The organism is Peribacillus aracenensis (genome assembly GCF_025175645.1).
In the GTDB taxonomy this organism is placed as follows: Bacteria; Bacillota; Bacilli; order Bacillales; family DSM-1321; genus Peribacillus; species Peribacillus aracenensis.
Genome location: NZ_JANZMJ010000001.1, coordinates 485,383 through 508,650 on the forward strand (window position 1 = coordinate 485,383; position 23,268 = coordinate 508,650).

Sequence of the window (23,268 nt, forward strand, 5' to 3'; positions counted from 1 at the left end):
ACTACCAGAATATTTTGTTAAAGTGCGACCCTTTGGAATGTTAATGTGATAAAATAAATGATATTCTGAACAAGAAGCAGTAAATCCAGTAAATAATTAATTTAAGAGATAGAAAAGGAGTATGGATAAATGACTGAGACACAGGGATTGCGTATTGCAGTTGTGGGAGCAACTGGAGCGGTAGGACAACAAATGATTTCAACACTCGAACAAAGGGACTTACCGATAAAGAAAATCATCTTTTTATCATCGGCTCGTTCCGCTGGAATCAAACTTACGTTTAAGGGCGAGGAAATCGAAGTGCAGGAAGCAAAACCTGAAAGCTTTGAAGGCATAGATATCGCTTTATTCAGTGCTGGAGGAAGCGTGTCTAAGGAATTGGCTCCAGAAGCAGTGAAACGCGGTGCGATAGTAGTGGATAATACGAGCGCATTCCGCATGGATGAAAATGTTCCGCTAGTCGTTCCTGAAGTAAATGAAGAAGACTTGAAACAGCATAATGGGATCATTGCAAACCCGAATTGTTCAACTATCCAAATGGTTGTGGCATTAGAACCGATCCGCAAGACATACGGCTTATCAAAAATTGTTGTTTCAACCTATCAGGCTGTTTCGGGTGCAGGTGCAGCAGCGATAAATGAATTAAAGGAACAGGCTCGCGACTTGCTTGATGAAAAAGAAATAGATCCGAAGATTTTACCCGTAAAAGGGGACGAAAAGCATTATCAAATCGCATTTAACGTCATTCCCCAAATCGATAAATTCCAAGATAACGGGTACACATTCGAAGAGATGAAAATGATTAATGAAACAAAGAAAATCATGCATATGCAAGACCTTCCAGTGGCTGCAACTTGTGTGAGGCTTCCTGTTGTAACAGGTCATTCGGAATCTGTATACATTGAAGTTGAAAAAGAAGGCATAGCGGCTTCTCAAATCAAGGATTTAATGAAAACGGCACCTGGAATAGTGCTAGAAGATGAACCCGAGCAACAAGTTTACCCTACGCCTGCTTCATCCGTCGGCAAGAATGATGTATTCGTCGGTCGGATTCGCAAAGATTTGGATGAAGATAAAGGCTTCCATTTATGGGTGGTTTCCGATAATCTATTAAAAGGAGCAGCTTGGAATTCAGTTCAAATTGCTGAGAGCCTTTTAAAATTAGGTTTGGTTACCGTTAAGTAATAATTTATTTTTAATCTAGATAAAAAATTAAATTCCAATAGGATAGAGAGTTTTTGTCAGCTTCCCGGATTGGGAAGCTGGCTTATATTTGGGGTGCATATTATGAAAATTATCGTCCAGAAGTACGGTGGGACATCCGTTCGTGATGAGGAAAGCCGTTTATTTGCCAAGGGGCATATTGAAAATGCGATTAAAGAAGGCTATAAAGTGGTGGTTGTGGTTTCAGCAATGGGAAGAAAAGGCGATCCTTATGCAACGGATACCTTACTTTCACTAGTAAATGGAATGAAAGCCAGCCTTTCAAAACGGGAACAGGATTTACTTATGTCAGTTGGAGAAACGATATCATCTGTCATATTCACGAACATGCTCTTGGAACATGGTATTGATGCGGTCGCTTATACTGGAGCTCAAGCGGGATTCTTGACGAATACCGACTATTCAAGTGCGAAAATTATCGAAATGAAATGCGACCGTCTCATGAAGGAACTTGAGGTAAAGGATGTAGTCGTTGTTGCAGGCTTCCAGGGAGCGGCTAAAAACGGGGACATCACGACCATCGGCCGTGGTGGAAGTGATACTTCTGCCGCTGCATTAGGTGCAGCATTGCAAGCTGAACGGGTCGATATTTTTACGGATGTGGAAGGAATCATGACGGCAGATCCACGTATTGCCGATCAAGCTCGTCCATTATCAATCGTTTCATATACGGAAGTTTGCAATATGGCATATCAAGGGGCGAAGGTCATTCATCCGCGAGCTGTTGAAATTGCGATGCAGGCGAAAGTCCCGATTCGGATAAGGTCAACATACAGTGAAGGTTTGGGGACCCTTGTTACAAGCATGAACAAGGGAAGCCAGGGCAGTGACATCCGTGAAAGGCTCGTGACCGGGATTGCCCATGTACCAAAAATCACTCAAATCAAGGTACGTGCGAAAAAAGATCAATATAATCTGCAGGCAGAAGTTTTCAAAGCAATGGCCAATGCCTCTATTTCAGTGGACTTTATAAATATATATCCAAGCGGCGTAGTGTATACCGTTTCGGAAGAGATGACAGAACATGCCCTCTCGATTTTGGCCGAGCTTGGTCATGAACCGGTCATTGAAAGAAATTGTGCCAAGGTTTCAGTAGTCGGTGCAGGTATAAATGGAGTGCCAGGCGTTGCAGCGAAGATTGTCACAGCGCTTTCCGAAAAGGAAATTGCCATTCTCCAGTCTGCGGATAGCCATACGACAATTTGGGTACTTGTGAAAGAGGAAGATTTAATAGAAGCTGTTAATTCCCTGCACTATGCATTTCAATTGCATGAAAGGGAAGTCCAATGATTTGGCTTTTTAATGAATAAAGGTTTTAAAAATTAAAGAGGTGTTAGATGATGATATTTGGTAGAGTATCAACCGCAATGGTCACCCCTTTCGATGGCAAGGGAAATGTCGATTTTCAAAAGACGACTTCATTGGTTAATTATTTATTAAAGAATGGAACCGATTCGCTTGTGCTTTCGGGAACGACAGGGGAATCTCCAACTTTATCTTCGGAGGAGAAAATTGCGTTATTGCGTCATGTTTCTAAGGTTGTAGAAAAACGTGTGCCCATCATCATGGGGACAGGAAGCAACAATACGTATGCTTCCATCGAGTTGACAAAAAAAGCGGAACAAAATGGCGCCGATGCGATAATGCTGGTGGCACCGTATTATAGTAAAACGAATCAAGAAGGTCTGTACCAGCATTTTAAGGCTATTGCTGCTAGTACGACTCTCCCTGTTATGGTATATAATATCCCTGGGCGCGCTTCGATTAACATTGAACCGGAAACGATCATCCGCCTTTCAAAAATTCCTAATATCGTAGCCGTTAAAGAAGCGAGCGGGGATTTAAACGCTATGACCCAAATCATAGCCGGTACGGATGAAGAATTTGCGTTATATAGTGGGGACGACGCATTAACACTCCCAGTATTGGCTATTGGTGGTGTGGGTGTAGTTTCGGTTGCTTCACATATTGCCGGTAATGAGTTGCAGAAAATAGTGGAGGCCTTCATCAGTGGGAATTTGAAAGAGGCAGCGAGGCTGCATCAGGAACTGTTACCGCTTATAAAAGGTTTGTTTGCAGCGCCAAGCCCTGCACCTGTCAAAACAGCGCTTCAGTTAAATGGAATTGACGTTGGCTCGGTGAGACTTCCAATCGTGCCATTGACGGAACAGGAGCGCCTTGCATTAACAAAGGTATTAAATAAATAAAAAGACACGGAACAAGCTGATCGTTGAAGATTGGCTTGTTTTTACATAAAGATGTAAATGAATGGGATATCCTTTCCGATTTCGAGATGAAAATATTTGAGTTTTTTTATTATCGATCGAAACTGGATAAAAGTACAAAGGATCTCTTGCATAATAGGTTGTTTTTTTTGAATTATATGAAAATGTCCCTCTGAAAATGGTAAGTGTTGTCATGTTTTTTGAACATCGGTTATAATGAATTCATTGGGAAATTATGAACGGGAATTTTTAAGGAGGATATTCGATTGGTTAAAGATAAAAATAATGGAATAAAAGTCATTTCTCTTGGAGGACAAGGGGAACTTGGTAAAAATATGTACGTCGTTGAGGTGAACGAGGACATCTATCTTCTTGATGCAGGGTTAATGCTGCCAGAAGACGAAATGCTCGGAATCGATGCGGTCATTCCTGATATTTCTTATTTGATGGATAATAAGGAAAGGGTGCAGGGGATATTCATTACCCATGGTCATGAAGACCATATGGGAGCACTTGCTTATGTCTTGAAATATTTACCGGCACCTGTTTATGGAACAAAGCTTACACTAGCTTTAATTAAAACGAAATTAAAGGAAGATGGCTTTAACGGCAGGGCAACATTCACTGAAATCGATTCGGATTCTCTTTTAAGTTTCCCTCAAGCGGCTGTGTCTTTTTTCCGGACAAACCATAGTATTCCCGATTCCGTCGGAGTCGTGATCCACACTCGTGAAGGTGCAATCGTTTATACTGGGGATTTCAAATTCGATCAAGCAGCAACTGATTTATATAAACCGGAAATCGGTAAAATGGCTGGTATCGGTGAAGAAGGTGTCCTATGCTTGCTTTCGGATAGTACCGGTGCCGAGAGGCCAGGTTATACGACATCGGAAGCAGTTGTGGCCAAAGATATTACAGAGGTTTTTCATGCAGCCTCCGGAAGGATCATCGTAGCGTGCTTCGCTTCGAACATTAACCGGATTCAACATGTTTTCAATGCAGCGGCAGCAAGTCGCAGAAAAGTGGCAGTTGTAGGAAAAAGCCTGCAACGCGTTTATGAAACAGCCCTGAACCTTGGCTACTTAAAGGTTGAAGAAGAGCTGATAATCCCGATTAATGAAATTCGCCAGTATGACGACCGTGAAATCGTCGTGTTATCGACAGGTCATCAGGGGGAGCCCATAGCGGCACTGCAAAAAATGGCAAAACAGACCCACAAGCAGGTGACGATCAAAAAGGGAGACACAGTTTTGATCAGTGCATCACCCCTACAGGGCGGCGAACTTATTTTATCCAAAACCGTCGATTTGCTTTACAGGGTAGGTGCTGAAGTGGTATCTGCAAATAAATACAAAGTGCACGTAACAGGGCATGGAAGCCAGGAAGAACTTAAAATGATGATCAATTTGATGAATCCTAAATTCTTGATCCCTGTACATGGGGAATACCGCCATTTATATGCCCATCAAAAAGTTGGGGTTGCTGCGGGAATTGAACGTGAAAACATCATCATTGCCGAAAAAGGTGATGTCATCGAACTAAAGGGCAATAAAATGGGTCTTTCCGGCAAAGTCTCTGCAGGAAATATCCTGATAGATGGCAGTGGTGTCGGAGATGTGGGTAATATCGTTCTTCGTGATCGTCGCTTGTTATCCCAGGATGGCATTTTGATTGTAGTGGTCACGTTGAACCGTCAGGATAAAAGCATTGCAGCAGGACCTGAAATCATTTCAAGGGGCTTCGTATATGTTCGCGAATCTGAAAAAATGATTGGGGAAGCAACTGAAATAGTAAGTGAAATCGTAAAGAAAAATGGGTCGCGCCAACCTTTTGATTGGTCCACGCTGAAGCAGGAAATGCGTGATGCATTAAACCAATTCTTCTATGAGAAAACGAAACGCCGCCCAATGATTTTACCTATAATTATGGAATATTAAGTAAGGAACCCCTGGTTTAAACAGTCAGGGGTTCTTTTTTCTGTGTCAAACCTCTTATATCTTGAAGAATGAAGTCCGAGACTCGAGACATAATAAAGCTATAGGCTTAAGAGAAAGGGGTTGGCATAGTGGATAATGCACCATTACCAAATGAAAATGAAGGCAAACAGGAAGGTAAGAATTCAACTTTAATCGAAAAGATCCAGCAGCTGGGGGCTACTAATGTTCCGCAACTATCTCAAGACTCAAAAATCCATTGTTTGACGATCATTGGACAAATTGAAGGACATATGCAGCTGCCGCCTCAAAATAAAACGACCAAATATGAACATGTTATTCCGCAAATTGTGGCAATTGAACAAAATCCAAATATAGAGGGGCTGCTTGTCATTTTAAATACAGTCGGAGGAGATGTCGAAGCGGGACTAGCCATCGCAGAAATGCTGGCCTCCCTTTCAAAGCCTTCCGTCTCGATTGTACTTGGGGGAGGTCACTCGATCGGTGTGCCGATTGCGGTTTCGTGTGACCATAGCTATATAGCAGAAACAGCAACGATGACGATTCATCCCATTCGTTTGACAGGGCTAGTCATTGGCGTGCCTCAAACCTTTGAATACTTGGATAAAATGCAGGAAAGAGTCATTAAATTTGTTACACGGCACTCTAACGTATCGGAAGAAAGTTTTAAGGATTTAATGTTTGCTAAAGGAAACTTAACCCGGGATATCGGCACGAATGTAATCGGGGCCGAGGCAGTTGAAATTGGTATGATCGATGATGTAGGAGGAGTAGGCCAGGCCATGAGAAAACTAAATAGCTTCATGGAAGAAAGAAGGCCAAAAATTGCCGGGGAAGAGGAGGGGCTTCTGCAATGACGCTTTATACGATCGTTCCTGAAGAAATAATTTTCCCTCATCACCATGAAAAGACGGCAAATTTAATAGAAATGATCTATAATGGTGTACATGTAATGGTTGAACATGACGGAGGCCGCACGTTTCGCATTGATCGAATTGTAAGCACGGATCCTGAAGATTATATGAATGTACACATCCAGCCGGGGGCTGTCATAAATGTGTTCGAACAGATGAATCATTAGTAAAAACGACTAACTGAGGTAAATTATGATATACTGGAATGAAAATCAGCAGCCGCTTGGCTGCTTTATTCATTATGTGGGCAAAATGTTCGTCTAAATAATAAATGGTATATATATCAAGGACAGGTACAAATATATTTGATATAATCAGGGAGCGAACATTTGTTTCTAGAAGGGAAATCATGTAGTGATGTTGAATAGAAAAGTTAGAATAGTTTCATGAAGAATCAGGTGATATTATGGCAAAAAAGAAACGCAGAAAAAAGAATAGTACAGAGAAATTAAAACTAACGCTTAAATATGAATTGATCGGCCTAACTATAATAGGTTTGGCCATCATTGCCATTGCCAAGCTTGGAGCTGTGGGAAACGGGACGGTCTTTTTAATCCGCTTCTTCATGGGGGAATGGTATATCCTCTTTTTGTTGGGAGCAATTGCAGCTGGCTTCTATTTGATGATAAAGAGGGAGGTCCCATACCTGTTAAAACGGCAATTCGTCGGGATGTATTTTCTTGTCGCGAGCATGCTCCTGCTAAGTCATGTGACACTGTTTAACATGCTTGCAGATGGAGGGCCGTTTACGAAGCCAAGTGTCATTTCGAATACATGGGAACTATTCTGGATGGAAGTGACCGGCAAGGCCAGCACAAAGGACCTCGGGGGAGGTATGATTGGAGCGATATTATTTGCAGCCTCATACTTTTTATTCGACGAAGCTGGATCGAAAATCGTTTCATGCCTTTTTATCATTGTAGGTGCCGTCCTATTGACCGGGAAAACGTTAGGTGAAACCCTCGGGAAGTTTTTCATGGGTCTTGGCGTCTTTTTCAAAAAGCAATGGTCTGCTTTCAGAGATGATATGAAAACGTGGAATGACGACAAAAAAGAAAAGAAAAAGAATCCCGTGAAAAAGAAGAAACGGGAAAACGATCCGGTGGAGGAAACCGATCAGCCCCTTCATCAAGAAGAGGAAACACAGCAAATGGCGACCGAACGGATTATTTCCAGCTTTGCTGATAAAGCCTATAGCGACGAAAACGAAATTACTCCAGTAGTTACGGAAACTGCAGCCGAAAGTGCAGAGGAACAGGATGACGCCGTTCCGCCTATGAATTTTACGGAAGTGGAGAATAAAGAATATCTTTTACCGCCTCTTTCTTTGTTATTGCAGCCCAAAAAAACGGACCAAAGCGGAGAGTACCAATTGATTCATGAGAATGCGGCAAAACTTGAGCGCACCTTTCATAGCTTTGGAGTGAAAGCGAGGGTCACTCAAGTTCATTTAGGCCCAGCCGTAACCAAATATGAAGTCCATCCGGATGTAGGGGTGAAGGTAAGTAAGATTGTCAGCCTATCCGATGACTTGGCTCTTGCACTTGCCGCAAAGGATATTAGGATCGAAGCTCCGATTCCCGGGAAATCGGCTATCGGAATAGAAGTGCCCAACTCCGAAGTGGCAATGGTGTCATTAAGGGAAGTTTTAGAGGCCAAAGAAGTTGACAAGCCTGACGCAAAACTGCAAATAGGCTTAGGGCGGAATATTTCTGGTGAAGCGGTTAAGGCGGAGCTTAATAAAATGCCGCATTTACTAGTTGCTGGTGCCACCGGCAGCGGGAAATCCGTTTGTATTAACGGGATTATCACGAGTATTCTGATGCGCGCAAAACCGCATGAAGTGAAAATGATGATGATCGATCCAAAAATGGTGGAGTTGAATGTCTATAATGGAATCCCCCACTTACTCGCGCCTGTAGTGACCAATCCAAAGAAAGCTGCACAGGCTTTGCAAAAAGTGGTCAGTGAAATGGAAAGGCGCTACGAGCTATTTTCTCATTCCGGTACCCGTAATATTGAAGGCTACAATGATTATATTAACCGGTATAACATTGAAGAAGATGCCAAACAACCGCTCTTGCCTTATATCGTAGTGATTGTCGATGAGCTGGCGGATTTGATGATGGTCGCCTCAAATGATGTAGAGGATGCCATCACACGGCTTGCACAAATGGCACGTGCCGCGGGCATCCACTTGATAATTGCCACTCAGCGGCCATCCGTAGATGTAATTACAGGGGTCATTAAAGCGAACATCCCATCTCGGATCGCTTTTAGTGTCTCATCCATGACCGATTCAAGAACGATTCTCGACATGGGCGGAGCCGAAAAACTGTTAGGACGGGGTGACATGCTCTTCCTGCCTGCAGGAGCTTCAAAACCGGTTCGCGTTCAAGGGGCCTTTTTATCCGACAATGAAGTCGAGGAAGTTGTCACATATGTCATTTCACAGCAAAAAGCACAATATAACGAAGAGATGATACCGGATGAAATTGCAGAAACTTCTAATGGTGAAGTCGAAGATAATTTATACGGGGATGCGGTGTCCTTGATTGTAGAAATGCAGACTGCATCTGTCTCCATGCTGCAGCGCCGTTTCCGGATTGGCTATACCCGGGCAGCAAGGTTGATCGATGAAATGGAAGCAAGGGGAATTGTCGGTCCCTATGAAGGCAGTAAACCACGAAATGTATTGGTTACTAAAGATGAACAGGATGAAGCGCATTCATCATAATTAAAAAACCGGGCTGCAGCCCGGTTTTTTAATTATTCATCGCCTCGTCCAAATGTTTAAGGCAGAAGTCGGTAATCATCGCTTCTTCATCATCTTCTAAATCGAATTCGAGTGCGCCTTCGTTCCCTTTTTCAAAAATATCATATTTAATCAATTTGCCTATTTGTTCTTCCGCAGCAAAAAGCACCCTGATATATAAACCATTTTCTGAAAAGAGCTCATCCTCTTCAGGCACTTCAATATCCAAGAACAACTCGTAACGTTCCCCGGACAAAATACCAAATGGATCATTCAATTTTTCAATCGTGTATTCTGTAATCTTTAACATCTTGTGTACATCCCTTCAAAGAAGATAAATCCTATTATACAGGAAAACATCATCTTGAACAGAGCGGCATTCATTTTGCGTTTTTTAAATGAATTTATCCGATTTAGGAGAATAATCGTACAAATTCCGCGGCCTTATCTAGATTGAAAGACACATGTAAGGGTAATTTCTCCTAAATTCTTTTAAAGTAAATAGTAAAACACTATTTATTTATATCAAAAAAAATGTTATATTATTTTCGATTAGTAGGAATGATTCAACATCAGAGGTCTGATGTCTTAAGAAATTAGCTGGGGGAAACTGTATGTCAATAAAATCAGATAGTCGACATTTATATTTGCAGGTCATTGATTACCTGAAGCAGGATATTGAAGCAGGAGTCTATCAGGAAAATGAAAAATTCCCTTCAGAATTCGATCTTGCAAAAAAATTGGGAGTGAGTAGGGCGACACTTCGAGAAGCGCTGCGAATTTTAGAAGAAGAAAACATCATCATTCGCCGCCATGGAGTAGGGACTTTCGTCAATCCGAAACCTCGGTTCACTTCAGGTATCGAGCAATTAAAAAGTGTCACGAACATGATTGAAGAGGCAGGAATGAAACCGGGTACGATTTTCTTAAGCTCGACGGCCCAAGAACCTACAGAAGAGGATATACGCAGGTTTTCATGTTCAACAGATGAACGCATCGTCATCATCGAGCGAGTAAGGACAGCGAATGGGGAGCCAGTTGTCTACTGCATTGACAAAATTCCTGAATCTATACTATCAGAAAATTTTGACCGGAATGATGAGTCTCTTTTTGATATTTTGGAAAGAGATGCACATCGGAAAATCACGCATGCCGTAGCGGAGATTGAGCCTATTGGATATCATGAGAAAGTTTCTCCTATCCTTAAATGCTCTCCAGAAGCCGCACTACTCGTTTTAAAGCAGATGCATCTGGATGATTGGGACCAGCCTATCCTGTATTCTGTTAACTACTTTAAAGCCAATATGTTCAGCTTTCATGTTCTTCGTAAACGTGTGTAGGTCTTGACTCTGCATACGGGTGAATGCAAGCGTTTGTTTTGATTCAGTAAATTCAAATCAAACATAAGCAAAAAAAATTAACGAGAAGTGAAAACGCAAACATAAATGACTTTTCAGAACATTCCTGCTCAAAAAACTATGTAAATTAGGGGGATAAAAATTGAAAAAGCGCAAATTAGGACTAGCTCTTTCACTTGTTCTTGCAGCCGGTACGCTACTAGGGGCATGTGGTAATTCAGAGAATGATGATAAAGAATCTTCAAATGGGAAAAACAAAGATAACTTCACGGTTGCGATGGTAACTGATACAGGCGGCGTGGATGACGAGTCGTTCAACCAATCCGCTTGGAAGGGCATTCAGGAATTCGGTAAAGATAATGGTCTGGAAAAAGGTAAAGATGGCTATAACTACCTGCAATCTAAATCAGATGCCGATTACGCTAAAAACCTGAATACGCTTGTACGTGAAGATTACCAACTTATTTATGGTATCGGTTTTCTTTTAGCCGAATCTGTTGGTGAAGTGGCTGACCAACGTCCGGATTCACACTTTGCTATCGTGGATACTGTTGTTGATAAAAAGAACGTAGCCAGCATTAATTTTAAAGAGCAGCAAGGTTCATTCCTTGTAGGTGTAATTGCCGGATTGCAAACGAAAACAAACAAGGTCGGTTTTATCGGCGGAGTTGAATCTGAATTAATCAAGAAATTCGAAGTTGGTTTTAAGGCTGGGGTATTATCTGTAAACCCTGATGCGAAAGTTGAAGTTAAATATGCCGGAGACTTCAATAAAGCTGATATCGGTAAATCCACTGCAGGCTCCATGTATTCTTCTGGTATCGATATCATTTATCACGCTGCTGGAGGAACTGGAAAAGGTGTATTCACTGAAGCTGTTGAGCAAAAGCAAAAAGATCCTAAGAGAGAAATCTATGTTATTGGTGTAGATAGCGACCAAGCTAAATTAGGGGCAGTTCCGGGAACTGACGACAATATCACACTGACTTCCATGCTAAAACGAGTTGACGTAGCAGTTAAAGACCTTTCCGAGAAAGCGAAAGAAGGAAACTTCCCTGGCGGAAAAGTAATTGAGTATGGTATCGAAGAAAATGGTGTAGGCATTTCCGATACAAAAGATAACGTAACAGAAGAATCTTTAAAAGCGGTCGAAGAGTGGACAGAAAAAATCAAATCAGGTGAATTCGTAGTTCCGGGTACGGATGAAGAATTCGAAAAACTTGGTTTATAAGCTGTAATGCCAGAAAGAATAGGGAGGCAGGGTTGCCCTCTATTCTTTCTTTTCCCAATAACTCTTAGCACTGAAAAATATCGAATGAAAAACTATGATAGAATCGTAGTTTTTCATTTGGTTTTTTTAAAAAATCAATAGGTTACTAGCAGCAATTAAATGATTTAAGAATATGTACACTCATTTTAGGAGTTGATAATACGTGGAATATGTAATTGAGATGCTCAATATCCGTAAGGAATTCCCCGGCATCGTCGCAAATGATAACGTTACCCTGCAGGTTAAAAAAGGGGAGATTCACGCATTATTAGGTGAAAATGGCGCGGGTAAATCCACTTTGATGAATGTTTTATTCGGCTTATATCAGCCTGAGCAGGGAGAAATCCGTGTGAATGGTAAGCCAGTCAAGATTACCAGTCCTAACATTGCCAATGATTTAGGGATTGGGATGGTCCATCAGCATTTTATGCTCGTTGACCCTTTTACAGTAACGGAAAATATCATATTAGGAAAAGAACCATCAAAAGCGGGTAAAATCGATTTGAAAGAAGCGAGCGAGGAAGTTAGGAAACTATCAGAACAATATCAGCTTCGTGTTGACCCTTACGCAAAAATTGCCGATATTTCAATAGGGATGCAGCAGCGTGTCGAGATTCTTAAGACGCTTTACCGCGGTGCGGAGATATTGATTTTTGATGAACCGACCGCTGTATTGACTCCTCAAGAAATCAAGGAATTGATATATATTATGAAAGCCCTTATCAAAGAGGGGAAATCTATCATTTTAATCACACACAAACTTAAGGAAATCATGGAGGTTTGTGACCGGGTAACGGTTATACGCAAAGGGCAAGGAATCGGTACAGTGAATGTCAACGAAACGAACCCTGACGAATTGGCCAGCTTAATGGTCGGTAGGGAAGTTCTATTCAAGACGGAAAAAACGGCAGCTACTCCTTCGGATGTAGTTCTTGAAGTTCGTGAACTGGAAGTCAAGGATTCCCGGGGCGTTTCAGCTGTTCGGAATTTGGAGTTAACTGTCCGTGCAGGAGAAATTGTCGGTATCGCTGGTGTAGATGGAAATGGTCAATCCGAACTAATTGAAGCATTGGCTGGCCTAAGGAAGACAACAGCAGGTTCGATAAAGCTAAATGGAAAAGAGATCAGGAATCTTAAGCCGCGTAAGATCACTGAAGCAGGTGTCGGCCATATTCCGGAAGACAGACATAAGCATGGTTTGGTTCTCGATTACAGCATTGGGGAAAATATTGTCTTGCAAACCTACTATCAAAAGCCTTTTTCAAAAGCAGGTATCTTGAACTCAAAGAAAATTTTCGAAAAAGCCCGTTCATTGATCAAAAGTTACGATGTTCGCACCCCGAGTGAATATACCCCGGCAAGGGCGCTTTCTGGAGGGAATCAACAAAAAGCTATCATCGGCCGGGAAGTTGATAGGAACCCGGATTTATTGATTGCCGCACAGCCAACACGCGGACTTGATGTCGGAGCGATCGAGTTTATCCATAAACGTCTAATTGAACAGCGTGATGCAGGAAAAGCGGTACTTCTCATATCATTTGAATTGGAAGAAATCATGAATGTGAGCGATAGAATTGCCGTTATATACGAAGGGGAAATCGTCGCAATTGTCGATCCGAAAGAAACGACTGAACAGGAGCTTGGCCTTCTTATGGCCGGCAGTAAACGGACGGAAGCAGGTGGAAAACAAAATGTCTAAGTATTTATCTAAATTAACGAGTCCGTTAATAGCAGTTATCCTCGGCTTGGTCGTTGGGGCAATAATCATGTTAGTAAGCGGCTATGACCCAGTTGCCGGCTATGGCTCCATGATAAATGGAATTATTGGGGATTCTTATTATGTAGGGGAATCCGTCAGGACAATCATCCCTTATATCCTTGCTGGTTTGGCAGTGGCTTTTGCTTTCCGCACGGGCCTATTCAATATCGGCGTGGAAGGGCAATTAATTGTAGGCTGGCTGGCGGCAGTTTGGGTCGGAATTGCTTTTGATCTTCCAAGGATCATCCATTTGCCGTTTGCCATCTTAGCTGGTGCAGCTGCTGGCGCCTTGTGGGCATTTATCCCTGGTTATTTAAAAGCTAAGTTCCGCGTACATGAAGTGATCGTTTCTATCATGTTGAATTATACAGCTTTATATGTGACGAATTATTTAATTAGGAATGTAATGACTGACAAACTGGATAAAACAGAAAGAATTGCCGATACAGCATCACTGCGGTCTCCTTTTTTCGAAAGCATTACGGATTTTTCCCGGATGCATTGGGGAATAGTGGTCGCGATTATTTGCGTAATCATCATGTGGTTCCTTCTTGAAAGGACAAAAACCGGCTTTGAACTGAAAGCGGTAGGTTTCAATCAGCACGCGTCCGAATATGCAGGGATGAGTGTAAATAAGAACATCATACTTTCCATGGTTATTTCAGGTGCGTTTGCAGGGCTTGCAGGTGCGATGGAAGGCCTTGGAACTTTCGGTTATGCTGCAGTCAAAGGCGGGTTCACAGGTATGGGCTTTGACGGGATTGCAGTAGCCTTACTAGGAGCGAATACGGCTATTGGTGTCGTGCTGGCAGCCTTATTATTTGGGGGGCTGAAAGCAGGTGCCTTAAATATGCCGCTAGAAACCGGCATACCAAGTGAAATAGTAGATATTGTCATAGCATTGATCATTTTCTTTGTCGCATCCAGTTATTTTATTCGTTGGATTGCCGCTCGATTTAAGAAAGGGGTGAAATAAGTGGACTTTTACCAAGTATTACAAATTATTATTCCATCAATGATTGCTCTAGCTGCTCCACTTATTTTTACTTCGCTCGGAGGAGTGTTTTCTGAACGGGCAGGTGTCATAAACATCGGTTTAGAAGGCTTGATGGTCATTGGTGCCTTTACAGGGATTGTTTTTAACTTAATGCTTGCTGATGTATTTGGGGAATGGACTCCTTGGCTGGCAGTCTTGGCGGCAATGATTGCCGGCTTGCTGTTTTCCATTCTGCATGCTGTGGCATGCATTACGTTCAGGGCGGACCAAACGGTCAGTGGGGTCGCCATCAACTTGTTGGCAGTAGGTCTGACCATGTTTTTGGTGAAGCTGATTTTTGACAAAGGTCAAACTGATAGAATCACAGAAACATTCCCGCGGATTGATGTTCCTTTACTAAGTGATATTCCATTTATAGGGCCCATCTTTTTCTCAAATGGTTATTATATCGTATATATAGCGATTCTAATATCCTTTGTCGTTTGGTACGTACTTTATAAAACACCTTTCGGGTTAAGGATCCGTGCAGTGGGTGAGCATCCGATGGCTGCTGACACGATGGGTGTCAATGTTACGAAAATCCGCTATGCCGCCGTTTTATTATCAGGTGCTTTTGGCGGTATCGGCGGAGCGATTTATGCTACCATCTTTTCGAATGAATTCAATCATGCAACAATTAATGGTCAAGGTTTCATGGCCATTGCCGCAATGATTTTTGGTAAGTGGCACCCGATCGGGGCAATGGGTGCTGCGTTATTCTTTGGTTTGGCACAAAGTTTAAGTATCGTTGGCTCGAGCCTTCCCTTCTTCAAGGATATTCCATCGGTTTATCTCTTGATCGCTCCTTATGTTCTGACGATCATCGCACTAACTGGTTTCATTGGACGTGCAGATGCTCCGAAAGCATCCGGACAGCCATACATCAAAGGGAAAAGATAAGTATTTAACCGGTCAGCAAACTTTGCTGGCCGGTTTTTTCTTTTTAGATTGAGCCATAAGTGATGCTGAGGCTGGTGAAATACCAAAAAAAGTAGCTGTAACTTGCATGATTTTTCCTTTCACATGTATATTTTAAGTAGATGTTTAAAAGGGTTCCAATCTACAAACAATAAGCTAATAAAGGTGATTTATATAATGAGGAGGATTATTCATGTCTATTGCTTCCGATACAATTACGGAAAAAAGCGGCTACAAGCTTCATGTGGTCCAGACGGATAAATATAAAACGAATACTCTCGTGCTGAAGATGAAAGCCCCGTTGACAAAAGAGGACGTTACATATCGTGCATTACTGCCATATGTGTTACAAAGCAATACAAGTAAATACCCTACAACACCCGAGCTTCAATCTTATCTTGATGATTTATATGGAGCAGGGTTTTATGTCGATGTTGCTAAAAAAGGAGAATATCAAATCATAAGTTTTACGATCGATATCGTCAATGAAAAGTTCCTTAGTGATTCAACCCCGCTTCTCGAAAAGGCTTTTGGGTTATTATCGGAAGTGATCTTTAATCCGAAGAAGAACGGCGAAGCCTTTGACTCTAAAACGGTTTCCAATGAAATCCGTTCTTTAAAACAGCGGATTCAATCCATTTCCGATGACAAGATGCGATACTCAGCTACACGCCTTGTAGAGGAAATGTGCAAAAACGAACCATATGCTCTAGAAGCGAGCGGCAATCTTCAAGACTTGGAAACGATAACACCGGAATCCCTTTACGCCTATTATAAGAAAGTGCTGACGGAGGATGAAATCGATTTATATGTAATCGGTGACATCGATGAATCGGAAGTGGAGGCTCTAGCTGACAAGTATGTGTCGTTGCAAGAACGAGTGCCTGTAAGATTGCAAAGGAAGCCGGGCAAGGTAGTGGAGAAGGAAAAAGAAATCATCGAAAATTCGGATGTGAAACAAGGTAAATTGAATATCGGTTATCGAACCCAAGTTGCATACGGTGATCCGGATTATTATGCTCTTCAGCTATTCAATGGGATTTTTGGTGGCTTTTCACATTCGAAACTTTTCATTAATGTCAGGGAGAAAGCCAGCCTTGCTTATTATGCAGCTTCAAGGCTCGAAAGTCATAAAGGACTTTTAATGGTCATGGCGGGCATTGAGAATGCCAACTACAAGCAGGCATTGGATATCATCCATGCACAAATGAAGGAAATGAAGCAAGGGAACTTTTCCGAAGAGGAACTGGCACAGACAAAGGCGGTCGTTAAGAACCAACTCCTTGAAACCATTGACGTTTCGAGAGGTCTTGTGGAAATTTTATATCATAATGTGGTTTCCGGGCAGGATATATCGCTCGATGATTGGTTTGCAAAAACAGAGCGGACGACAAAGGAAGAAATCATTGCAGTCGGTCAAAAAATTCAGCTTGATACGATTTATTTCCTAACGGAAGCGGAGGTGCAAGGGTAATGGAAAAAATAGCATTCACTCAATTGAAAGAAGAACTTTTCCATGAAAAAATGGATAATGGTCTAGAAGTATATATACTTCCGAAAAGTGGGTTCAATAAATCATTTGCGACTTTCACGACTAATTATGGTTCAATTGACAACCATTTTAAACCATTGAATGGAACGGAATTCTCCAAAGTACCTGATGGGATCGCCCATTTCCTTGAACATAAGCTATTTGAAAAGGAAGATGGTGATGTTTTTCAGCAATTTTCAAAGCAGGGAGCATCCGCAAATGCTTTTACTTCTTTCACCCGTACAGCCTATTTATTTTCCAGTACGTCCGATTTCGATAGGAATCTAACTACCTTAATTGATTTTGTCCAGGAACCTTACTTTTCGGAAAAGACGGTAGAGAAGGAAAAAGGAATCATTGGGCAGGAAATCAATATGTATGATGATAATTCAGACTGGCGATTATATTTCGGGACGATAGCCAATATGTATCATCAACACCCAGTGAAAATCGATATTGCCGGAACTGTGGAATCGATTGCGGATATTACGAAGGATATGCTTTACGAATGTTATAATACTTTTTACCATCCTAGCAACATGCTCCTATTCGTTGTAGGACCGGTAGATGTCGAAAGCACCATGAAATTGATTAGGGATAATCAAAATAATAAAGGGTACAACGAACAACCTGCAGTGGAACGTAAATTTGACGAAGAGCCGGAAGTCGTTGCCAAGGATAAGGAAGTCTTAAGAATGAATGTCCAGACACCAAAAGTGATGCTGGGCATCAAGGCCATCAATGTGCACCAATCCGGTTTACAGCTTTTGAAAAGGGAATTGGCGACCAATATATATTTGGAAATGCTATTTGGCAAGAGTTCACCTTTGCATGAGGAGCTATATGAGGAAGGGTTGATCGATCAAACCTTCTCTTATGATTATACACAGGAACAAGGTTTTGGGTTTGCGTTAATTGGCGGGGACAGTGCCAAGCCTGATGAGTTGAGGGAGTCTTTATTTGGTATCCTGCAAAAATCAAAAGCCGGAACTGGCCTGAATGAAGAAAGCCTGCAAAGGACAATCAAGAAAAAAATCGGTTCTTTCCTTCGCTCCCTGAATTCGCCGGAATATATAGCGAATCAATTCACCAGATATGCATTCAATGATATGAACTTGTTCGATGTTGTATCGGTATTGGAAAAACTAACGATTGAAGATATCAGGGAGGTCGCCAAGGACTTAATATCCGATCAACGGATGACTGTCTGCCAGGTACTTCCTAAATAATATAAAGGGGGCGGCAATGTGGGGAAACGTTTTGCCCTTATTACTGGAGCCAGCGGAGGAATCGGCAGGGAAATAGCTATAAAGCTCGCCGAGGAGAATTACTCACTTTATTTACATTATAACAGCAATGAAGAAGCGATACTTGAACTGATTGAAGAGCTGAAGCCTCATCAAGTCGAACTTATTCCGGTTCAAGCGGATTTGGCTGCAGCGGATGGATACAAGAAATTGGCGGAAAATATTTTTGCCCTCCATGCAATCGTCCTTAATAGTGGCAATAGCTATTATGGGCTTATATCGGACATGGATGAGACAATCGTTAATGAAATGGTCCAGCTGCATGTAACGAGCCCTTTCCAATTAACAAAGGAACTGCTTCCAAAGCTCATGTACCAAGAACAGGCTGCCATCGTTGCGGTCACATCGATTTGGGGGCAGACAGGTGCATCTTGTGAAGTGTTATATTCTATGGTCAAGGGCAGTCAAAATGCTTTTATCAAGGCGCTTAGCAAAGAAGTATCGCTCAATGGAATCCGGGTGAATGCCGTTGCCCCCGGTGCGATTTCCACTTCCATGCTCGAATCATTCAGTGCGGAAGACCTGGAAATCATCAAAGGCGATATTCCGATGGGCAGAATGGGGCATTCCAAAGAAGTCGCAGAGGCCGTATACTATTTGCTTTCCGACAAGTCGTCATATATAACCGGGCAAATCTTAGGCGTAAATGGCGGATGGTACACATGATTTTTTTTAGACATGTATAATTTTCTCGGTTCCTTCACAAAATATCTATGTACTATTTTGAAGGAAAGGGTGACCATTCATGTCTGTACTGGACAATTGGGATCAATGGAAAAATTTCTTAGGCGACAGATTAAATCAAGGTGAACAACAAGGTTTGTCAGAAAGTGCTGTTAACAACTTGGCTTTCGAAATCGGTGATTACCTGGCTAATCAGGTTGAGCCCCAGAATGATCAAGAAAAAGTGCTTGCTGATCTTTGGTCGGTCGCAAACGATCAAGAAAAGCATGCCATGGCAAGCGTCATGGTCAGGTTAGTCGAGAACAATGGAACGAAGTAAAATATCAATCCAAAAGGCCCTGTTATTAAATAACAGGGCCTTTTGGATTGAAGTGGATGTCTATTTATCCCCTTATATAAAAATGAATATTTTTCTAGGGTTTTTCCTTTTAACTTATCACGAAATGCTATATTATAGAAGCTAGACAATTACTATTAAAGTGTTCAGACCTTGAAATTTCCGATGGATGAGTTTTTTGCCCCTGAGAGGGTAAAGACTTTTAGGCTTAAGGAGTGTTATCGTGGATAATAAAGAATGGTATTTTGAATATGAAATTCAAGTCAACCGTCCTGGTTTATTAGGGGATATATCATCCCTTCTGGGTATGCTTTCCATTAATATCATCACCATCAACGGGGTCGATGAAGGCAGGCGGGGGTTACTTTTGTTGGCGAAAGACAGCCGTAATATAGAAAGGTTCGAGTCAATCCTCCGTACGATGGATACGATAAAGGTCATTAAGCTTAGGGAACCTAAATTGCGTGATCGCCTCGCAGTCAGGCATGGACGTTATATTCAGCGCGATGCTGATGAGAAAAACACTTTTAGGTTTGTTCGTGATGAACTAGGCTTGCTTGTCGATTTCCTGGCCGAGCTATTTAAACAGGAAGGTCATAAATTGATTGGGATACGAGGGATGCCACGTGTCGGGAAAACGGAATCTATCGTAGCCTCGAGTGTATGTGCTAATAAGAGATGGTTGTTTGTGTCATCGACCCTTTTAAAGCAGACTATCCGCAGTCAGCTAATTGAGGATGAATATAATAATGATAATTTGTTCATTTTAGATGGGATTGTTTCAACTCGCCGTGCAAATGAGCGTCATTGGCAGTTGATTCGCGAAATTATGAGGCTTGATGCTGTCAAAGTAATCGAACATCCGGATGTTTTTGTCCAAAATACGGAGTATACTCTTGAAGACTTTGATTATATTATTGAATTGCGAAACAATCCTGAAGAAGAAATAACATATGAAGTTGTCGACCAAAAAGACCAGTTTTCGGGGTCGGATTTTGGTTCCTTTGACTTTTAAAATGGCAGGTGTTTTATTTGACTGAGTTAGGTATTCGATTAAAGGAAGCTAGGGAAGCCAAAGGTCTTAGCTTGGATGATTTGCAGGAATTAACTAAGATTCAAAAGCGTTACCTCATTGGCATTGAAGAGGGAAATTACAGCATGATGCCTGGGAAGTTCTATGTACGGGCATTCATAAAGCAATATTGTGAAGCGGTCGGACTGGATTCAGAAGAGATTTTCGAACAATATAAGAGTGAGATACCATCGGTCTATAGCGAGGAATTGCCAGAACAGCTTTCAAGGGTCCAATCCCGGAAAACCATACCGGCAGGAAATTCAAAAGTTGTAGAAATGTTACCGAAGATCTTGGCTGCCGTTTTAGTCATTGGTGTGGCCGTATTGATTTGGGTGCTTGTATTGCATTATATGAGTAATCCGGATAACGATGACAAAAAGGACCCAAAACAGAGCGATCCCGTGGGATACAATAAAAGTGAAGAGTTTAACAAAGAAGAAGAGAATGCAGACCGAAAACAGAATGAAGAAAAATCAGATTCATCTGATAAGAAGAATGAAGATGATGCAGTTGTCAAGGATGAAAAGAAAGAGCAAAACCTTGCCGTCACCAGTTCCAGCGGTAAAAATAGTACGTATGAATTAAAAAATACCGATACCTTTAAATTAAAGGTGACCTCCAAAGGCTCACCATGGGTAGGCATAAAAAATGGTGAAGGTAAATTACTTTTCCAGGGCACTATCGACAAGGACAAGAGCCAGGAAATTGATTTCACCAATGAGAAAGAAGCTGTCATCAATATAGGCAGGGCATATGAAACTGAGATTTATGTGAATGATGAGAAGCTGGAGTATTCCATTTCACCGACTGAAGTGAATACGCAATTGGTTACGATACAATTTACGAAAGCCGAATAGTCATCTTATAGATGACTATTTTTGCTCTATATATACAATAGTAAGGCTGCAGTAAATGGTTTACCCGGCATATAAGATTGGATTTTGAGTTAAATTATACATATAAGCATAATTTTAGTCTAAGACGCATTGCCCAAATGGCAGGCGTAAATTTTGGAGGTAAAAGTTTTGAATCTGCCTAATAAGATTACAGTAGCAAGAATCTGTTTAATCCCAGTATTTTTAATCATCATGCTCGTTCCTTTTTCATGGGGGACACTAACTTGGGGAGAATACAGTTTGCCAGTGGCGCATCTGGCTGGAGCCATCCTCTTTATTATCGCTTCCACTACGGATTGGATCGATGGCCATTTTGCCAGAAAGTATAATATGATTACTGATTTAGGGAAATTTTTAGATCCATTGGCTGATAAACTTCTGGTTTCGGCTGCCTTAATCGTTTTGGTTGATCTAGATTTAATGTACGGTCAATCTTGGATTGCCATCGTGATCATAAGTCGTGAGTTTGCGGTCACCGGATTACGTTTGGTGTTAGCGGGTACGGGGGAAGTGGTTGCAGCGAACCAGCTTGGAAAAATTAAAACATGGGCACAAATTGTTTCTATTTCGGCTTTATTGCTGCATAACCTTCCATTTGCCCTCATTTCACTTCCTTTTGCTAATATCGCATTATGGATTGCATTAATCTTTACAATCTGGTCAGGTTTGGATTATTTTATAAAAAACAAAGAAGTATTTGTTAATTCAAAGTAAAACGAATGGTGGTTTTGAAAAGATGGATGCAGAAATCATTGCAGTGGGCTCAGAGCTTCTTTTAGGGCAAATCAATAACACTAATGGAAGATTCTTATCGCAGCAGTTTGCGGAAATGGGGATCAACGTTTTTTACCATACTGTGGTCGGGGATAACGACCGCCGTTTACAACAAGCTATAGAAATCGCTGAATCAAGGGCAAATTTGATTGTCTTTACCGGTGGACTTGGTCCAACCAAAGATGATTTAACGAAAGAAACGATTGCTCGCCATATAGGAAAAAAGCTCGTTTTTAATGATGAAGCATTGCAATCCATTGAAGCCTACTTCCAAAAAAGGGAACGTCCGATGACGGAAAACAACAAAAAGCAGGCCCTCGTCTTAGAAGGCAGTGAAGTGTTGGCAAACGATCATGGGATGGCACCGGGAATGGTCTTGTCCAAATCTGGGATTACATATATGCTTCTACCTGGGCCGCCAAGTGAAATGGAGCCGATGTTTTTAAGTTATGGTTATGAAAAAATCATGAATAAATTGGAAAAGCATGAACGGATCGATTCCAAGGTTCTTCGGTTCTACGGTATAGGTGAAGCCGAACTGGAAACGGTGATTGAAGATCTCCTTGTCAATCAAACGAATCCGACAATTGCCCCGCTGGCAGCCGAAGGGGAAGTGACGTTAAGGATCACCGCTAAAGACTCATCTAAAGAAAAATGCGAAGAGCTTATTTTGGAAGCGGAAAAAGAAATTCTTAGCAGGGTCGGCAAGTTCCATTATGGAAGTGATAATACTTCGCTAATAAAGGAACTTGTAAAAGAATTAACGATCCGCAAGCTTTCAATTGCGGCAGCTGAAAGCTTGACCGGAGGGATGTTCCAAGAACAGCTGACAACCATCCCAGGCGCCGGTAAAGTTTTCAAAGGCGGAATTGTCTGCTATACGAATGATGCGAAGGCTAATGTCCTCGGCGTCAGTGATGATACCATATCCGAGTATGGAGTGGTCAGCGGTGAGTGTGCTATGGAAATGGCCTCTAATGTCCGGAACAAGCTCGATGCGGATGTAGGCATAAGCTTTACGGGCGTTGCAGGGCCGGATGAACAAGAAGGCAAGCCTGTAGGTACAGTATTTATTGGCATTTCCTATCGGGATGGAAACACTCATTTCAAGGAGTTGAATCTTTCAGGAAGCAGGGGGCAAAACCGTATTCGGAGTGTGAAATACGGCTGTCATTACCTATTAAGGGATTTATAAACGCTATAAGCAGAGCTTTTTACAGCTCTGCTTTTTATTTGGTTTTAGAAGTTTG

At 41.8% G+C, this 23,268-nt stretch carries 21 protein-coding genes; 20 read left to right on the top strand and 1 reads right to left on the bottom strand.

The window, feature by feature from the left end:
- Positions 1–129 precede the first annotated feature (129 nt).
- The 7 genes from asd (at position 130) to N0M92_RS02455 (ending at position 9,055) form a co-directional block, all read left to right on the top strand.
- Positions 130–1,185 carry an aspartate-semialdehyde dehydrogenase gene (asd, locus tag N0M92_RS02425; protein ID WP_098370982.1) on the top strand — a complete coding sequence of 352 codons (1,056 nt, stop codon included), beginning with the start codon at positions 130–132 and terminating at the stop codon, positions 1,183–1,185.
- A 102-nt stretch (positions 1,186–1,287) separates the two neighbouring features.
- Positions 1,288–2,514, top strand: coding sequence for an aspartate kinase (dapG, locus tag N0M92_RS02430; protein ID WP_260284289.1), 1,227 nt, complete (start codon positions 1,288–1,290; stop codon positions 2,512–2,514).
- Between the two features lie 47 nt (positions 2,515–2,561).
- The gene (gene dapA / locus N0M92_RS02435; protein WP_260284290.1) at positions 2,562–3,431 is read left to right on the top strand and encodes a 4-hydroxy-tetrahydrodipicolinate synthase; all 870 of its coding nucleotides are present in this window, start codon (positions 2,562–2,564) and stop codon (positions 3,429–3,431) included.
- Between the two features lie 284 nt (positions 3,432–3,715).
- Entirely contained in the window at positions 3,716–5,386 is a 1,671-nt protein-coding gene (locus N0M92_RS02440; RefSeq protein WP_311202500.1) for a ribonuclease J, read from the top strand.
- Positions 5,387–5,514: 128 nt separating this feature from the next.
- Positions 5,515–6,261, top strand: coding sequence for a ClpP family protease (locus N0M92_RS02445; protein ID WP_228467355.1), 747 nt, complete (start codon positions 5,515–5,517; stop codon positions 6,259–6,261).
- Positions 6,258–6,485, top strand: coding sequence for a YlzJ-like family protein (locus N0M92_RS02450; RefSeq protein WP_098370978.1), 228 nt, complete (start codon positions 6,258–6,260; stop codon positions 6,483–6,485). The genes N0M92_RS02445 and N0M92_RS02450 overlap by 4 nt, the downstream gene beginning before the upstream one ends.
- A 239-nt stretch (positions 6,486–6,724) precedes the next feature.
- Complete coding sequence (locus N0M92_RS02455; RefSeq protein ID WP_260284291.1) at positions 6,725–9,055, top strand: DNA translocase FtsK; 2,331 nt, start codon at positions 6,725–6,727, stop codon at positions 9,053–9,055.
- Between the two features lie 28 nt (positions 9,056–9,083).
- Here N0M92_RS02455 and N0M92_RS02460 read toward each other — a convergent pair whose 3' ends face one another.
- Positions 9,084–9,383, bottom strand: a complete 300-nt coding sequence (locus N0M92_RS02460) for a DUF6509 family protein (RefSeq protein ID WP_260284292.1) — start codon at positions 9,381–9,383, stop codon at positions 9,084–9,086.
- A 304-nt stretch (positions 9,384–9,687) separates the two neighbouring features.
- On the opposite strand from N0M92_RS02460, the gene N0M92_RS02465 reads away from it, so the two are divergent.
- The 13 genes from N0M92_RS02465 (at position 9,688) to N0M92_RS02525 (ending at position 23,213) form a co-directional block, all read left to right on the top strand.
- On the top strand, positions 9,688–10,413 hold the full coding sequence (locus N0M92_RS02465; RefSeq protein WP_192204071.1) for a GntR family transcriptional regulator: 726 nt from the start codon (positions 9,688–9,690) through the stop codon (positions 10,411–10,413).
- Between the two features lie 160 nt (positions 10,414–10,573).
- Positions 10,574–11,662, top strand: coding sequence for a BMP family lipoprotein (locus tag N0M92_RS02470; RefSeq protein WP_192204072.1), 1,089 nt, complete (start codon positions 10,574–10,576; stop codon positions 11,660–11,662).
- 202 nt (positions 11,663–11,864) lie between these two features.
- On the top strand, positions 11,865–13,400 hold the full coding sequence (locus N0M92_RS02475; protein WP_260284293.1) for an ABC transporter ATP-binding protein: 1,536 nt from the start codon (positions 11,865–11,867) through the stop codon (positions 13,398–13,400).
- Complete coding sequence (locus tag N0M92_RS02480; RefSeq protein WP_260284294.1) at positions 13,393–14,436, top strand: ABC transporter permease; 1,044 nt, start codon at positions 13,393–13,395, stop codon at positions 14,434–14,436. Before N0M92_RS02475 ends, N0M92_RS02480 begins: the two co-directional genes overlap by 8 nt.
- Positions 14,437–15,396: an ABC transporter permease gene (locus N0M92_RS02485; protein ID WP_260284295.1), complete on the top strand. Its 960-nt coding sequence runs from the start codon at positions 14,437–14,439 to the stop codon at positions 15,394–15,396.
- Positions 15,397–15,607: 211 nt separating this feature from the next.
- Positions 15,608–16,888 (top strand): EF-P 5-aminopentanol modification-associated protein YfmF, encoded by a 1,281-nt coding sequence (gene yfmF / locus N0M92_RS02490; RefSeq protein ID WP_260284297.1) that lies wholly within the window; start codon positions 15,608–15,610, stop codon positions 16,886–16,888.
- Positions 16,888–18,174 (top strand): EF-P 5-aminopentanol modification-associated protein YfmH, encoded by a 1,287-nt coding sequence (gene yfmH, locus N0M92_RS02495; protein ID WP_260284298.1) that lies wholly within the window; start codon positions 16,888–16,890, stop codon positions 18,172–18,174. The genes yfmF and yfmH overlap by 1 nt, the downstream gene beginning before the upstream one ends.
- Before the next feature lie 18 nt (positions 18,175–18,192).
- The gene (ymfI, locus tag N0M92_RS02500) at positions 18,193–18,918 is read left to right on the top strand and encodes an elongation factor P 5-aminopentanone reductase (protein ID WP_192204078.1); all 726 of its coding nucleotides are present in this window, start codon (positions 18,193–18,195) and stop codon (positions 18,916–18,918) included.
- Between the two features lie 79 nt (positions 18,919–18,997).
- Positions 18,998–19,255, top strand: a complete 258-nt coding sequence (locus tag N0M92_RS02505; protein WP_192204079.1) for a DUF3243 domain-containing protein — start codon at positions 18,998–19,000, stop codon at positions 19,253–19,255.
- A 241-nt stretch (positions 19,256–19,496) separates the two neighbouring features.
- Positions 19,497–20,288 carry a DUF3388 domain-containing protein gene (locus tag N0M92_RS02510; protein ID WP_034313530.1) on the top strand — a complete coding sequence of 264 codons (792 nt, stop codon included), beginning with the start codon at positions 19,497–19,499 and terminating at the stop codon, positions 20,286–20,288.
- An 8-nt stretch (positions 20,289–20,296) separates the two neighbouring features.
- Positions 20,297–21,205 carry a helix-turn-helix domain-containing protein gene (locus tag N0M92_RS02515; RefSeq protein WP_311202501.1) on the top strand — a complete coding sequence of 303 codons (909 nt, stop codon included), beginning with the start codon at positions 20,297–20,299 and terminating at the stop codon, positions 21,203–21,205.
- A 168-nt stretch (positions 21,206–21,373) separates the two neighbouring features.
- Entirely contained in the window at positions 21,374–21,958 is a 585-nt protein-coding gene (pgsA, locus tag N0M92_RS02520) for a CDP-diacylglycerol--glycerol-3-phosphate 3-phosphatidyltransferase (RefSeq protein WP_034313524.1), read from the top strand.
- Positions 21,959–21,980: 22 nt separating this feature from the next.
- Positions 21,981–23,213, top strand: a complete 1,233-nt coding sequence (locus N0M92_RS02525) for a competence/damage-inducible protein A (RefSeq protein ID WP_260284300.1) — start codon at positions 21,981–21,983, stop codon at positions 23,211–23,213.
- Positions 23,214–23,268 lie beyond the last annotated feature (55 nt).

Bases quoted from the DNA above. Each gene is read 5' to 3' on its own strand.
- asd (WP_098370982.1), top strand. From the start codon at position 130: ATGACTGAGACACAGGGATTGCGTATTGCAGTTGTGGGAGCAACTGGA.
- dapG (WP_260284289.1), top strand. From the start codon at position 1,288: ATGAAAATTATCGTCCAGAAGTACGGTGGGACATCCGTTCGTGATGAG.
- dapA (WP_260284290.1), top strand. From the start codon at position 2,562: ATGATGATATTTGGTAGAGTATCAACCGCAATGGTCACCCCTTTCGAT.
- N0M92_RS02450 (WP_098370978.1), top strand. From the start codon at position 6,258: ATGACGCTTTATACGATCGTTCCTGAAGAAATAATTTTCCCTCATCAC.
- N0M92_RS02455 (WP_260284291.1), top strand. From the start codon at position 6,725: ATGGCAAAAAAGAAACGCAGAAAAAAGAATAGTACAGAGAAATTAAAA.
- N0M92_RS02460 (WP_260284292.1), bottom strand. From the start codon at position 9,383: ATGTTAAAGATTACAGAATACACGATTGAAAAATTGAATGATCCATTT.
- N0M92_RS02465 (WP_192204071.1), top strand. From the start codon at position 9,688: ATGTCAATAAAATCAGATAGTCGACATTTATATTTGCAGGTCATTGAT.
- N0M92_RS02480 (WP_260284294.1), top strand. From the start codon at position 13,393: ATGTCTAAGTATTTATCTAAATTAACGAGTCCGTTAATAGCAGTTATC.
- yfmF (WP_260284297.1), top strand. From the start codon at position 15,608: ATGTCTATTGCTTCCGATACAATTACGGAAAAAAGCGGCTACAAGCTT.
- yfmH (WP_260284298.1), top strand. From the start codon at position 16,888: ATGGAAAAAATAGCATTCACTCAATTGAAAGAAGAACTTTTCCATGAA.
- N0M92_RS02505 (WP_192204079.1), top strand. From the start codon at position 18,998: ATGTCTGTACTGGACAATTGGGATCAATGGAAAAATTTCTTAGGCGAC.
- N0M92_RS02525 (WP_260284300.1), top strand. From the start codon at position 21,981: ATGGATGCAGAAATCATTGCAGTGGGCTCAGAGCTTCTTTTAGGGCAA.